Below are 13,662 nucleotides of genomic sequence, written 5' to 3'. Positions count from 1 at the left end.
AGCCAGGGATGTTGGCCACACGCAGCCAATCGCGGCGCGCAGGGAGGTCCCAGTGAGACGAAGTTGGGTGAGCAGGATTTACCCGATGTCAGTGGGGGAGGCTCTGTTGCTGAGAATAATTATAATTTGTAAGATTGCACGCTGATATCACATTTTCCCTCGACCCTGCCGCCGGCCAGGCAGGGCGGCGCCAGGTGTCGTTGTGGAACATTATTACCGTGAATTGGTGAGCTTCCTTTGCGCACGTCTTGGTAGTCGCCAGGCGGCAGAGGATGTTGCCCACGATGCATACCTGCGGGTACTGGAACGTACCGACTCCGAGCGCATCGAGCACCCACGTGCGTTTCTGTACCGCACGGCACTCAACCTGGTAGTTGACCGTCATCGGAGGCATCAGGTGCGCCAGGCCGAACCGTTGGATGTGCTGGAGAACGACGAGCGCTGGCACAGTCCCTCACTGACCCATGGCATGCAGCTCGACCAGCGCCTGGCATTGATGCAGCGTGCGCTGGATGAGTTGAGCAAGCCCTGCCGCGACAGCTTCCTGCTGCGCAAGCTCGAAGGGCTGTCCCACCAACAGATCGCTGAAAGCCTGGGCATCTCGCGCAGCCTGGTGGAAAAGCACATTGTCAACGCCATGAGGCACTGCCGGGTGCGCATGCGCGAGTGGGATTGCTGAACGCCGGGTTAGAGGCGAATGTAAATTCCAACAGCCAATCACTTGATTTATGCAGCTTTCCCGGCTTCTATCAATGAAGACCGCTGGCAGGCGTGGCCCTAGCAGTAGCCGTTATCGGCACAGCAGGTCTGGAATGCAACCACTACCCCCTTGCCCCAGGCCCAACCATGGCAAACAAGTCCCTGCGCATCCTCATCGCCGACGCCCACCCGTGCCAGCGCCTGCAACTGGAGCGCTTGCTCAACGGCATGGGCTATTACCGCATTGCCCCGGTCGAGCATTTTGAAGAGCTGCAGCGCCTGGTGCAGTGCGCCTTGCAGCCGTTCCACCTGCTATTGGGCAACATCGAGCTGGCCAGCCATGCCGGTGTGGACCTGGCGCGGTTCTGCCGGGTGAGCACGCAGATCCAGCACGCCTTGCTCTACCACTCCACCCAGCTGAAAGTGCCGGCTGTGCCCCAGGCCGAACGCCAGGCCATCAACCTGAGCCTGCCGCAGGTGCCGGACAACGAGGCGCTGTTGTCATTCATGTCGATCATCGACGCGCCGCAGGTGGTGGGCACACTCAGGTTGCCGGGTGGCGTGCCGGTGCCGGTGGGCAGGCCCCTGGGCAATTTTGCGCAGACGGTGTTCCATCGCTGAAGCCGGCAAGGGCAGGGCAACGGGGCCGCTATTTGTTATCCTCCAGCCCTTCATCCTGTTGCGAAACCTGCCATGACTGCCCTTGATACCGCTCGCCCACCCCGGTTCACCCGCGGCGACCACCGGACCCTTGGCCTGGCTGCGTTGGGCGGCGCGTTGGAAATCTACGATTTCATCATCTTCGTGTTCTTTGCCCTGACCCTCAGCCAACTGTTCTTTCCCCCTGAAATGCCCGAGTGGCTGCGCCTGCTGCAAAGCTTCGGCATTTTTGTCACGGGTTACCTGGCGCGGCCGCTGGGCGGCATTCTGATGGCGCATTTTGCTGATCACCTGGGGCGCAAGAAGGTGTTCAGCCTGAGCATTCTGATGATGGCCCTGCCGTGCCTGCTGATCGGCGTGATGCCGACCTATGCCGATATCGGCTATGCAGCGCCATTGCTGCTGCTGGCCCTGCGTATTCTGCAAGGAGCGGCGGTGGGCGGCGAAGTGCCCAGTGCGTGGACGTTCGTTGCCGAACATGCGCCCGCGGGCCGGCGCGGTTATGCCTTGGGCTTCCTGCAGGCGGGGCTGACCTTCGGCTACTTGCTGGGGGCGCTGACGGCAACGCTGCTGGCGCAGGTATTCACAGCTGAGGAGATTCTTGCCTACGCCTGGCGCTACCCGTTCCTGCTGGGCGGTGTGTTTGGCGTGGTCGGCGTATGGCTGAGACGCTGGCTGAGCGAGACTCCGGTGTTTCTGGCCCTGCGGGCGCGCCAGGCGCAGCCGGTGAGCTTCCCGCTGCGGCGGGTACTGGGCGAGCACCGGCAGGCGTTGATCCCCGCGGCGCTGCTCACCTGCGTGCTGACGTCCGCAGTGGTGGTACTGGTGGTGATCACGCCGACAGTGATGCAGCAGCGGTTCGGCATGACGGCCGGGCACACCTTTGCCTTGAGCAGCGTGGGTATCGTCTTCCTCAATGTGGGGTGCGTGCTGGCCGGCCTGCTGGTCGACCGGGTGGGGGCCTGGCGTGCCTTGATGGTCTACAGCCTGGTGCTGCCTTTGGGCATCGGCGCTTTGTACGCCAGCCTGGTGGGGCAGTGGGGTGTGACCTGGCTGGCCTATGGGCTGGCGGGCCTTGGTTGCGGGGTTGTGGGGGTGGTCCCGTCGGTGATGGTGGGGTTGTTCCCGGCCGAGATACGCGTGTCGGGCATTTCGTTTACCTACAACGTGGCGTATGCGTTGTGGGCCAGTACCACACCCCTGGCCTTGATCGCGCTGATGCCGTGGAGCCCATGGGTGTGTGTAGGGTTCTGCGCCGTAATGGGGGCGGTGGGGCTGCTGACGGCGTTGTATTTTGGGGCGCGTGAGCCGCTGGCGTTCGCCGCGGAGCCCAAGCCCGTCTTGTGTGGCGCTCGATCAGGCAGGCGCTGAACGCTCACCTGTGCACATAAAAAACCGGCTCTCAAGAGCCGGTTTTTTTCACCCCAAGAACGTTACATGTTCGGGTAGTTGGGGCCGCCTGCACCCTCAGGGGTGACCCAGGTGATGTTCTGGGCCGGGTCCTTGATGTCGCAGGTTTTGCAGTGCACGCAGTTCTGCGCGTTGATCTGGAAGCGCTTGCTGCCGTCTTCCTGGGTGACCACCTCGTACACGCCGGCCGGGCAGTAGCGCTGGGCAGGCTCATCGTACAACGGCAGGTTGCTGGCGATCGGTACGCTCGGGTCGGTCAGCTTCAGGTGGCAGGGTTGCTCCTCTTCGTGGTTGGTGCTGGAGAGGAACACCGAGCTGAGCTTGTCGAAGCTCAGCTTGCCATCGGGTTTCGGGTACTCGATTTTTTGTGAATCGGCTGCAAGCTTCAGGCAGGCGTAGTCCGGCTTGGTATCACGCAGGGTGAACGGCAGCTTGCCGGCGAACCAGTTCTGGTCGACGTAGTTGAAGGCAGCGCCCAGCAGGGGGCCGAACTTGTGCATGGCAGGGCCGAAGTTGCGGCTGGCGAACAGTTCTTCGTATAGCCAGCTGGCCTTGAAGGCGCTGACGTAACCATTGAGTTGATCGCCACCCTCGCTGCCGGCCAGCAAGGCGTCGGCCACCGCTTCGGCGGCAAGCATGCCGGACTTCATCGCGGTGTGGCTGCCCTTGATCTTGGCCACGTTCATGGTGCCCAGGTCGCAACCGATCAAGGCGCCGCCGTTGAAGACCATTTTCGGCAGTGAGTTGAGGCCACCCTTGGCCAGGGCGCGGGCGCCGTAGCTGATGCGCTTGCCGCCTTCAAGGTACTGGCTGATGACCGGGTGATGCTTGAGGCGCTGGAATTCGTCGAACGGCGACAGGTATGGGTTGGCGTAGGACAGGTCAACGATGAGCCCGACCACCACCTGGTTGTTTTCCAGGTGATAGAGGAACGAGCCACCGGTGTTGTCCTTGGCCATTACATCCAGCGGCCAGCCGGCTGTGTGTACCACCAGGCCCTGCTCATGCTTGGCGGGGTCGATTTCCCACAGCTCTTTCAAGCCGATGCCGTAATGCTGCACGTCCGACGCGTTGTCCAGGTCGAAGCGCTTGATCAGTTGCTTGCCGATATGGCCGCGGCAGCCCTCGGCGAACAGCGTGTACTTGGCGCGCAGTTCCATGCCAGGGGTGTACAGGCCGTCCTTGGGCTGGCCTTCACGGTCAACGCCCAGGTCGCCGGTGACGATGCCGCGCACCACGCCGTTTTCGTCGAACAGCGCCTCCTGTGCGGCGAACCCCGGGTAGATCTCCACACCCAGGTTCTCCGCCTGCTGGGCCAGCCAGCGGCACAGGTTGCCCAGGGAGATGATGTAGTTGCCATGGTTGTGCATGGTCTTGGGCACGAACAGGTCTGGCACCTTGGTCGAGCTGCCCGCATCCTTGAGCACATAGATGTCGTCGCGCTTGACTTCGGTATTGAGCGGCGCGCCCATGGCTTTCCAGTCCGGGAACAGCTCGTTCAGGGCGCGGGGTTCGAACACGGCACCGGAGAGAATATGGGCACCGACCTCGGAGCCTTTTTCCACCACGCAGACGCTGATTTCGCTACCGGCTTCGGCGGCCTTCTGCTTCAGGCGGCAGGCGGCGGACAGGCCTGCCGGGCCAGCGCCGACGATGACCACGTCGAATTCCATGTATTCGCGTTCCACTGGTTCTCTCCTACTCATCAAGGCGGGTGTGTTGCTTGGTCTTATGGGTGCACAGGGCATTTGCTGTAGTGGTGGCAACCGCGCAGCGGTAGCCGGGCAAATGGCGGACTACACCGTTTTGTCTTGGTCGCGCATTATATCTACACCACTTGGCGGGTCCAATACAAACGTTTGTTTGAATTTGCCGCAGGCCAGTAAAATCACAGGTAAGCGGCTGGAAGGTGACCGGTTTGCCGTATTGACCGGATTAGGTGTTACGGTCAAGATACGAGCGGTTTTACGTTCGCCGTAGGCTTGCAGCCGGGCGCAGGTACACCTCTAAAAACCAGGTGTGGAGCAGGGTTTTCAGGCTTTGGCGCGGTTTGTAGTGCAGTTTACACACCACGACAGAAAATGACCCGCGCGTATTTGCCGCAGCGGTCCGCATACGACTGTTTGGTCACGCTGAAGAAGCTGCCCCCAGGTACGTTTTTAGAGGTGCCCTTGTACCCACGCGCATCGCCGGGCTCAGCCCCAGGCGACTATCTATTCACCGGAGAGTAACGAGGAATCCATGAAGGTTCTTGTAGCTGTCAAACGAGTGGTCGACTACAACGTCAAGGTTCGCGTCAAGGCGGACAACTCCGGCGTCGACCTCGCCAACGTCAAGATGTCCATGAACCCCTTCTGCGAAATTGCCGTGGAAGAAGCCGTCCGCCTGAAGGAAAAGGGCGTTGCGACCGAGATCGTCGTCGTCTCCGTCGGCCCGACCACTGCCCAGGAACAGCTACGTACTGCCCTGGCACTGGGTGCCGACCGCGCCATCCTGGTGGAAGCTGCTGACGAGCTGAACTCCCTGGCTGTGGCCAAGGCGCTCAAGGCCGTTGTCGACAAGGAGCAGCCACAGCTGGTTATCCTTGGCAAGCAGGCCATCGACAGCGACAACAACCAGACTGGCCAGATGCTGGCGGCGCTCACCGGCTACGCCCAGGGCACCTTCGCTTCCAAAGTGGAAGTGGCGGGCGACAAGCTGAACGTCACCCGTGAAATCGATGGCGGCCTGCAGACCGTATCGCTGAACCTGCCAGCCATCGTCACCACCGACCTGCGCCTGAACGAGCCGCGCTATGCGTCGCTGCCCAACATCATGAAGGCCAAGAAAAAGCCGCTGGAAACCGTCACGCCCGACGCCCTGGGCGTTTCCCTCGCCTCCACCAACAAGACCCTGAAGGTTGAAGCCCCGGCTGCCCGCAGCGCCGGCATCAAGGTCAAATCGGTGGCCGAACTGGTCGAGAAGCTGAAGAACGAAGCGAAGGTAATCTAAATGACTATCCTGGTTGTCGCTGAATACGAAAACGGTGCCGTAGCCCCGTCCACCCTGAACACTGTCGCTGCAGCCGCCAAGATTGGTGGTGATGTGCATGTGCTGGTCGCAGGCCAGAACGTCGGCGGCGTTGCCGAGTCCGCTGCCAAGATCGCTGGCGTTGCCAAGGTTCTGGTTGCTGATAACGCAGCCTACGCCCACGTCCTGCCGGAAAACGTCTCGCCGCTGATCGTCGACCTGGCCAAGGGCTACAGCCACGTGCTGGCACCTGCCACCACCAACGGCAAGAACATCCTGCCACGCGTTGCCGCGCTGCTGGACGTCGACCAGATCTCCGAGATCATCTCGGTCGAATCCGCCGACACCTTCAAGCGCCCTATCTACGCCGGTAACGCCATTGCCACCGTACAGTCGGGTGCCGCAATCAAGGTCATCACCGTGCGTACCACCGGCTTTGACGCCGTGGCTGCCGAAGGTGGCTCCGCTGCTGTTGAAGCTGTTGGCGCTGCGCACAACGCTGGTATCTCCACCTTCGTCGGTGAAGAACTGGCCAAGTCCGACCGCCCTGAGCTGACTGCAGCCAAGATCGTCGTCTCTGGCGGCCGTGGCATGGGCAACGGTGACAACTTCAGCCACCTGTACAGCCTTGCCGACAAGCTGGGCGCTGCCGTGGGTGCCTCGCGCGCCGCGGTCGATGCGGGCTTTGTGCCTAACGATATGCAGGTCGGCCAGACCGGCAAGATCGTCGCGCCGCAGCTGTACATCGCCGTCGGTATTTCGGGTGCTATCCAGCACTTGGCCGGTATGAAGGACTCCAAGGTGATCGTTGCGATCAACAAGGACGAAGAGGCGCCCATCTTCCAGGTGGCCGATTACGGCCTGGTCGCGGACCTGTTCGAAGCCGTGCCGGAGCTGGAAAAGCTGGTCTGATCCGCTGGCTTCACTTATAAAGAACCCGGCCCCGTTGAGGGGCCGGGTTTTTTTATGGGTTGAGGAGTAACCGATGATACGGCGGTGGAAGGGCAGGTGGCTGGCCTGCATGGCGGCACTGATAACGCCGCTGGCCATGGCGGCTGGCAAGTGCGAGCGCCTGGTGGCGACCGGCAGCCCTGATGCGCCGCCTTATTCGTGGCAGGATCCGAAAGACCCCCGGCACCTGATCGGCACCAACGTCGACCTGCTGCGCCAGGTGGCCGGTGAGCTGGGGGTGAAGGTGGAAGTGCTGAGTGCGGGCCGTCGCGATCAGGCCTTGGAAGAGGTGCGCAGCGGGCGCATGGACCTGCTGCTTGACGCGCCCATGCAAGTGGAGCAACTGACGGCGCTGGACTACATTCACCCGCCACTGCAGCTCAACGAATACCTGGTGTGGACGCGCCATGACGCCGAGCTCACCTTCGACGGCCCCGCTGACCTGGCCAAGTACCAGGGCAGTTTGTCGGAGCGGGCCCGCCTCACACCTGCTTTCAGTGCGTTCGCCAAGGCCCAGTTGCGCCTGGTGCCCGCTCAGAACCTTACCCAGGCTTTCCAGAAGCTGGTGCTTGGCCAGGTCGACTATGTGCTGGCCGGTCGTTACTCCGGCATGGCCATGGCCCAGGGGCTCGGCATGAGCAACCACCTGATTGCACGGGGCCTGCCGGTGGACAGGCCTGGCCTGTACCTGGCGCTTTCGCACAATTCTGCCTGCAATGACAGCTGGTTACGTGGGCAATTGGCGAAAAAACTGACAGAATTGCCGATCTCCGGTAAGTCCGACGCTGTGCTGCAGGCCAACCTCGAGCGCTGGAAAGCGCAATTGCAGGTGCCTGCGGACGCCCCCAAACACTAGGAAGATCGCGTGAGAACCCAAGCATTCATCCTTGCCATGGCCGTGTTGGGCCTGGCTGGCTGCGCCAATGATCCGGCCCCTGAAGAACAGATGCGCCTTTCCGAAAAGGCGCTGGAACAGGCCAACGCCGTGGGCGCTACTGACCAGGTCGAACCGCTTAAGCTGGCTGAAGACAAGCTGGGCCGAGCCCGCACCAACATGCTCACCCAGGACTTCCGTGACGCGCGCATGCGCGCCGAGCAAGCCGAGCTGGATGCCAGGCTGGCCGAAGCACAGGTGCTCAACCTCAAGAGCGATGAACAGCTGCAGTTGTTGCAGACCCGGGTGAAGCGCTTGCGCAAACAGCTGGAGGTGCAGCCATGATCGCTCGCAAGCCATTGGCCACGTTGGCGCTGCTGATGCTGGCGGCAGGGCTTACCGGGTGCGCCAGCCAGCGCAGTGCTTCTGCGCTGGACGAGGCGACCGTGGCGTTCCAGCAGGTCAAGGACGATTCCGATGTGCTGCGCAGCGCCCCGCGTGATGTGATCCGTGCGGGTGAGTCGCTGGCCCGCGCCGAGCGTTTGTCCACGTACATCGGCAGCGGCTCGGACGTGCGCCATTACGCCTACCTGAGCCAGCGCTACAGCCAGATCGCCCGCGAGCACACCAAACTGGCGTTGAACCAGGAGCGCCTGGCCAAGCTTGACCTGGAGCGCCAGCGTCTGCAGTTGGCATTGCGCGAGGCCAAGTTGGCCAGTGTGCAGCAGCAGGGCCAATGGGTGGAGTCGCAGATCGCTGCATTGGCCTCGGAGCAGGGTGACCGTGGCTTGGTGTTGACGCTGGGCGATGTGCTGTTCGACACGGGCAGTGCCGACCTGCGCAATTCCGCCAGCCGCACGGTGCTCAAGCTGGTGCAGTTCCTCCAGCTCAACCCGCGTCGCGTCGTGCGCATCGAGGGCTACACCGACAGCACGGGTACGCCCGAAGAAAACCTCAAACTCTCCCGCGACCGCGCCCAGGCCGTGGCAGATATGCTTGCCGACCTTGGTATTGATGAAAAGCGCCTGCTGGTTGAAGGCTACGGCGACCAGTACCCCGTAGAGGTGAACGCGTCGGAGCGGGGCAGGGCGCAGAACCGTCGTGTGGAGATCGTGTTTTCTGACGACAAGGGCAAGCTGGCGCCAGCGCGCTGATTGAGCTTGTAAAGGGTTGCAGAGCAGCCCTCCCGGTCATGACGAGCAGCTGGCAGCGCTCATCCGATCTCAGCTTGGGCTCACTCGCCCCAACAAGCTGTATTGTCGATTAAGTTGCATTCTGTCCCCGTACACTTTGCAACTGTTACGGTATCCTCTACTGTCAGTCGTACAAGAACAATGAGCGTGTTGCCTTGACCAACCTGCTGCTGTACCAGCGTATCGCCCAGCAACTGGCCGAAGACATCCGCCGTGGTGTGTACCAGCCGGGCGAGCGTGTGCCTTCGGTGCGCAAGATGAGCGCCCAGTTGAATGTCAGCCATGCCACGGTGCTGCAGGCCTACGCCAACCTCGAAGACCAGGGCTTGATCCGTGCGCGGCCGCAGTCTGGCTACTATGTGCACCAGACCCCGGCCCTGACTGCCCAGACCCCGGACATTGCCCGGGTGGAGCGCCCAGGGTTGGTCACCCGCGCCAGTATCATCCAGCAGGTGCTGGCCGAGGCGCGTCGTGATGGCGTGTTCCCGTTCGGTGCTGCCGTGCCCCATGTCGATTACCTGCCGGTGCGGGCATTGCACCAGCAGATTGCCAAGGTCACCCGCTTCCACAGCCCGCGTGCGTTCAGCTACATGTTCAGCCCAGGTTTCGAGCCGTTGCGCCGGCAAATTGCCATTCGCATGCGCGATGCGGGTGTGCTGGTCGACCCGCGTGAGATTATCGTTACGCACGGTTGCGTAGACGCCCTGCAAATGTCCCTGCGTGTGCTGACGCGGCCAGGTGACCTGATTGCCGCCGAATCGCCCACGTACTACGGTTTGCTGCAACTGGCTGACCTGTTGGGCCTGAAAGTGATCGAAATACCCAGTGATCCGTCTACCGGCATCAGCCTGGAGGCCTTGCAGCTTGCCGCCAACCAGTGGTCGATCAAGGCGCTGGTGCTCACTGCGCGGCTGAGTAACCCACTGGGTGGCACCGTGCCGGAGGAGCGACAGAAGCAGTTGCTGCGCCTGGCGTCGGATTTCGATATCCAGATCATCGAAGACGATATTTATGGCGAGCTGATGTTCGATCAGGGCAAGGCCAAGGCGCTCAAGGCCTATGATCGGCTTGACCGGGTGATCTACTGCTCCAGCTTCTCCAAGACCTTGTCACCCGGCGTGCGCGTTGGCTGGATGATTGCCGGGCGTTACCAGGACGAAATCCAGCGGCTGCAGACCTTTACCACGCACTCGGCCTGCAGCGTCACGCAGATGGCTGTGGCCGCCTACCTGGAGAACGGTGGTTACGACCGGCACCTGCGGTTCATTCGTCAGGAGTACCGCAAGAACCTCAGTGCCTATCAGCTGGCGGTGCAGCAGCATTTCCCTGAAGGCACCCAGATGACGCGGCCCACCGGTGGCTTCATTTTGTGGGTAAGCCTGCCTGGGCGGGTAAACACCCAGGACCTGCACGTACGCGCGCTGGAGCAGGGGATCAGCATTGCACCGGGGCTCATCTTCAGTAATACCGAGCAGTTCAATCACTGCATTCGGCTAAACTGCGGCATCCCATGGAACAAGGAAGCCGAGCGGGCAGTCATCACACTGGGCCTGCTGGCACAACAATTGTGCAGGGAGCCGGCAACCACACTTTTGTAAGGCTTGTCAGGCGGCTGCGGAACAGGGAGCATACGCATTTACCATGTCGGTCTGTCCATTTGCCATGATTGCACTGCGCCGTTTTTTCCTGGTTTTCTGCCTTGCACCGTTGTGCTGGCCTGCTGGCGTGGTGCTGGCTGCCCAGCCGGCTGCCCAGACGCAGGCTGGCAAGGCCCAGGCGCCGTCCAAGGCGGTGAAAAAACAGGCTGTGCGCAAGCCCGCCAGTAAGAAGGCCAGGCAGGCCAAGGCCGTGGCCAAGCCGCTGCCCAAGGCCAACCTCGACCTGAGCCTGCCTACCGAGATGGTGGAGAACCTGACGCCCAACGTGGGCACCAACCCGTCGCCGATCAAGAAGCGCAAGCCTTTGCTGCCGCCCATGTTCGCTGAAAAGCCCGAAGCCGACAGCCCGTTCCAGCTCAATGGCCGCTTGATCAGCAACGAGATGCAGTTGCAGCTGCGCAACGACAGCCGTCGGGATGTGGAAGGTGCGGCCATCGACTTCCAGTACCGCCAGTAAGCCCTGCTGACTGCCCGGTCACTGCAGATTTCATCAAGCCAGCAATTTCAAACGTGCGTTTGAGCCGCTAGTATTCAGGGGGTGATCGCCCCGTTGTGTGCCATGGAGTTCTGATTGTGTTGCAAGCCATGACCTGTCGTGAGGGCTGCGGTGCCTGCTGCATCGCGCCCTCCATCACCTCCGCCATGCCGCGCATGCCTGACGGCAAGCCCGCTGGCCAGCGTTGCCTGCACCTGACGGCTGCAAACCTCTGCGACTTGTTCGGCAAGCCTGAGCGGCCATCGGTGTGCGGCGGTTTCAAGGCTGACCCTGAGGTGTGTGGCCGGGACAGTGAAGAGGCCATCAGAATTCTCGGCTGGTGGGAGCGCATGACGGCGGCGTGACAGGCTGGATCCTCGACAACAAGGATAAACATGATGAGATCGTTGAAGCGTATTGCATTGCTGTGTGGTGTCAGTGCTCTGCTGTCGCCTGTTGCCTGGGCCGAGAATTGGCAGGTGGCCAAGGATGAGGACGGGATCAAGGTATCCCTCAGTGAAGTGCCTGGCTCCAAGTACAAGGCCTACCGGGGTGTCACCGTCATCAAGGCACCCCTGGCCAAGGTGCAGGCGCTGCAGGAAGACGTGGCGGGGGCCTGTGCATGGATTCATGAATGCAAGGCGCAAAAGGTGCTTAAGCACGAGGGTGACAAGACCTGGACCTACACCCAGTTCAATACGCCCTGGCCGGTGACGCCGCGGGACTCGGTGCTGCAGGTGACCACGGTCAAGCAGGCCGATGGCAGCCTGTTGCGTAACCTCAAGGAGGAGCCGACCTATGTGCCGGAAGAAAAGGGCTTCGTGCGGGTGGCCCAGGTCGAGGGCTTCTGGAAGCTGGTGCCTCAGGGCATTAGCACCGAGGTGACGTACCAGGTGCACACCGAGCCAGGGGGTAGCGTGCCGTCGTGGTTGGCCAACAAGTTCGTGGTGGATGCGCCGTTCAATACCCTGAAGGCCCTGCGCGAACGCGCTGAGAAAAACTGACCGCCAAATCTGGCCGGGTCCGATGTGTTTCGGGCATCAGGTTGGGGCGGTGTAATAAAAAGGGCTGCCCATGGGCAGCCCTTTTGGTTTCAGCCTCTAGGGCTTACTTGCGGTCCTGCAATGCAACGATGTCGCGTTTCGGTTCGCCGGTGTACAGCTGGCGTGGGCGGCCGATCTTGTACGGGCTGGAGAGCATCTCTTTCCAGTGCGAGATCCAGCCTACGGTGCGCGCCAGGGCGAAGATCACGGTGAACATGCTGGTCGGAATGCCGATCGCCTTCAGGATGATGCCCGAGTAGAAGTCGACGTTCGGGTACAGCGAGCGCTCGATGAAGTACGGATCGGTGAGTGCGATCTCTTCCAGGCGCATGGCCAGTTCCAGCTGCGGGTCATTCTTGATGCCCAGCTCGCGCAGCACTTCGTCGCAGGTCTGCTTCATCACGGTGGCGCGCGGGTCGCGGTTCTTGTAAACGCGGTGACCGAAGCCCATCAGCTTGAACGGATCGTTCTTGTCCTTGGCCTTGGCAATGAAGGTGTCGATGTTCGAGACATCGCCAATTTCATCGAGCATGGTCAGCACGGCTTCGTTGGCGCCGCCGTGGGCAGGGCCCCACAGCGCGGCGATGCCGGCCGCGATACAGGCGAACGGGTTGGCACCCGAAGAGCCCGCCAGGCGCACGGTGGAGGTGGAGGCGTTTTGTTCGTGGTCGGCGTGGAGGATGAAGATCCGGTCCATCGCCTTGGCCAGCACCGGGCTGATCGGTTTGATCTCGCACGGGGTGTTGAACATCATGTGCAGGAAGTTTTCCGCGTACGACAAGTCGTTGCGCGGGTACATCATCGGCTGGCCCATGGAGTACTTGTAAACCATCGCGGCCAGGGTCGGCATCTTGGCGACCAGGCGCACCGCAGAGATTTCGCGGTGTTGCGGGTTATTGATGTCCAGGGAGTCGTGGTAGAAGGCCGACAGGGCACCGACCACGCCGCACATCACCGCCATCGGGTGAGCGTCGCGACGGAAGCCGTTGAAGAAGGTTTTCAGCTGTTCGTGAACCATGGTGTGGTTCTTGACGTTGCTGACGAACTTGGCCTTCTGCTCGGCGTTTGGCAGTTCGCCATTGAGCAGCAGGTAGCAGGTTTCGAGGTAGTCGGACTGTTCGGCGAGTTGCTCGATGGGGTAGCCGCGGTGCAGCAGTACGCCCTTGTCGCCATCAATGTAGGTGATCTTCGACTCGCACGATGCGGTCGCCATGAAACCAGGGTCGAAGGTGAAGTGACCTGTGGCCCCCAACCCGCGGACGTCGATTACATCAGGACCAACGGTGCCGGTTAAAATGGGCAGCTCGACGGGGGCTGCGCCCTCGATGACCAACTGCGCTTTTTTGTCAGCCATGTGGCCTCCTATTAATGCTTGAAATCATCAGACAGACCCCCCACGCAGGGCCCGCACCACTATAGAGGGATAAATTCAGATGTCAATTTGCCTAAAGGCTTGTTGAATCAAGGGCTGGAGCCTGATTTTTCGGGAATTTTCGGCCCATTTACGCCTTTTGCGCGGCAAAGGCAATGCGCTATTCGGGCTACCCCGTCACGTTGTCATGAGCAGCCTAACTGTCTATACTCGGCACCCGACCGCCAGGGGCTTGCAAGCCCGAACTGCTGGGGGTCGCCGTTCCCTGGGTGGTGGGTACCTGACCAGTACACTTACCAACAACTTTGCCCTGATTCG

Annotated in this window: 14 protein-coding genes; 12 read left to right on the top strand and 2 right to left on the bottom strand. The window is 61.5% G+C overall.

Translation table 11 applies throughout. The features are described from left to right. The first annotated feature begins 151 nt into the window (after positions 1 to 151). The 3 genes from IAE36_RS03730 to IAE36_RS03720 all read left to right on the top strand — a co-directional run bounded on the left by IAE36_RS03730 (position 152) and on the right by IAE36_RS03720 (position 2,730). A complete protein-coding gene (locus IAE36_RS03730) occupies positions 152 to 679 on the top strand; it encodes a sigma-70 family RNA polymerase sigma factor (RefSeq protein ID WP_328822852.1) in 528 nt (175 codons plus the stop codon). A 167-nt stretch (positions 680 to 846) separates the two neighbouring features. Next, the gene (locus tag IAE36_RS03725) at positions 847 to 1,320 is read left to right on the top strand and encodes a histidine kinase (RefSeq protein WP_201210253.1); all 474 of its coding nucleotides are present in this window, start codon (positions 847 to 849) and stop codon (positions 1,318 to 1,320) included. 72 nt (positions 1,321 to 1,392) lie between these two features. After that, the gene (locus tag IAE36_RS03720) at positions 1,393 to 2,730 is read left to right on the top strand and encodes an MFS transporter (protein WP_201210251.1); all 1,338 of its coding nucleotides are present in this window, start codon (positions 1,393 to 1,395) and stop codon (positions 2,728 to 2,730) included. Positions 2,731 to 2,792: 62 nt separating this feature from the next. On the opposite strand, the gene IAE36_RS03715 is transcribed toward IAE36_RS03720, so the two are convergent. Further along, positions 2,793 to 4,457, bottom strand: coding sequence for an electron transfer flavoprotein-ubiquinone oxidoreductase (locus IAE36_RS03715; protein WP_028632209.1), 1,665 nt, complete (start codon positions 4,455 to 4,457; stop codon positions 2,793 to 2,795). Between the two features lie 553 nt (positions 4,458 to 5,010). Here IAE36_RS03715 and IAE36_RS03710 point away from each other — a divergent pair. From IAE36_RS03710 to IAE36_RS03670, 9 genes are all read left to right on the top strand, one after another. Next, a complete protein-coding gene (locus tag IAE36_RS03710; protein ID WP_016498683.1) occupies positions 5,011 to 5,760 on the top strand; it encodes an electron transfer flavoprotein subunit beta/FixA family protein in 750 nt (249 codons plus the stop codon). Continuing rightward, positions 5,761 to 6,690, top strand: coding sequence for an electron transfer flavoprotein subunit alpha/FixB family protein (locus tag IAE36_RS03705; protein ID WP_201210249.1), 930 nt, complete (start codon positions 5,761 to 5,763; stop codon positions 6,688 to 6,690). Between the two features lie 73 nt (positions 6,691 to 6,763). Next, positions 6,764 to 7,585, top strand: a complete 822-nt coding sequence (locus IAE36_RS03700; protein ID WP_028632211.1) for a substrate-binding periplasmic protein — start codon at positions 6,764 to 6,766, stop codon at positions 7,583 to 7,585. Between the two features lie 9 nt (positions 7,586 to 7,594). After that, on the top strand, positions 7,595 to 7,948 hold the full coding sequence (locus IAE36_RS03695) for a DUF4398 domain-containing protein (RefSeq protein WP_201210248.1): 354 nt from the start codon (positions 7,595 to 7,597) through the stop codon (positions 7,946 to 7,948). Next, positions 7,945 to 8,757, top strand: a complete 813-nt coding sequence (locus IAE36_RS03690) for an OmpA family protein (protein ID WP_028632213.1) — start codon at positions 7,945 to 7,947, stop codon at positions 8,755 to 8,757. The genes IAE36_RS03695 and IAE36_RS03690 overlap by 4 nt, the downstream gene beginning before the upstream one ends. A 194-nt stretch (positions 8,758 to 8,951) precedes the next feature. Continuing rightward, complete coding sequence (locus IAE36_RS03685; RefSeq protein WP_201210246.1) at positions 8,952 to 10,394, top strand: aminotransferase-like domain-containing protein; 1,443 nt, start codon at positions 8,952 to 8,954, stop codon at positions 10,392 to 10,394. Between the two features lie 64 nt (positions 10,395 to 10,458). Beyond that, positions 10,459 to 10,911: a hypothetical protein gene (locus tag IAE36_RS03680; RefSeq protein WP_201162984.1), complete on the top strand. Its 453-nt coding sequence runs from the start codon at positions 10,459 to 10,461 to the stop codon at positions 10,909 to 10,911. Between the two features lie 128 nt (positions 10,912 to 11,039). Next, on the top strand, positions 11,040 to 11,294 hold the full coding sequence (locus IAE36_RS03675) for a YkgJ family cysteine cluster protein (protein WP_201162983.1): 255 nt from the start codon (positions 11,040 to 11,042) through the stop codon (positions 11,292 to 11,294). Positions 11,295 to 11,327: 33 nt separating this feature from the next. After that, on the top strand, positions 11,328 to 11,933 hold the full coding sequence (locus IAE36_RS03670) for an START domain-containing protein (RefSeq protein ID WP_201210305.1): 606 nt from the start codon (positions 11,328 to 11,330) through the stop codon (positions 11,931 to 11,933). A 103-nt stretch (positions 11,934 to 12,036) separates the two neighbouring features. On the opposite strand, the gene gltA is transcribed toward IAE36_RS03670, so the two are convergent. Further along, positions 12,037 to 13,326, bottom strand: coding sequence for a citrate synthase (gltA, locus tag IAE36_RS03665; RefSeq protein ID WP_028632218.1), 1,290 nt, complete (start codon positions 13,324 to 13,326; stop codon positions 12,037 to 12,039). Positions 13,327 to 13,662: the final 336 nt, after the last annotated feature.

The organism is Pseudomonas sp. S36 (assembly GCF_016647875.1).
In the GTDB taxonomy this organism is placed as follows: domain Bacteria; phylum Pseudomonadota; class Gammaproteobacteria; order Pseudomonadales; family Pseudomonadaceae; genus Aquipseudomonas; species Aquipseudomonas parafulva.
Note: the sequence above shows the minus strand (reverse complement) of the source record. Positions and strands in the feature narration are given on the sequence as shown.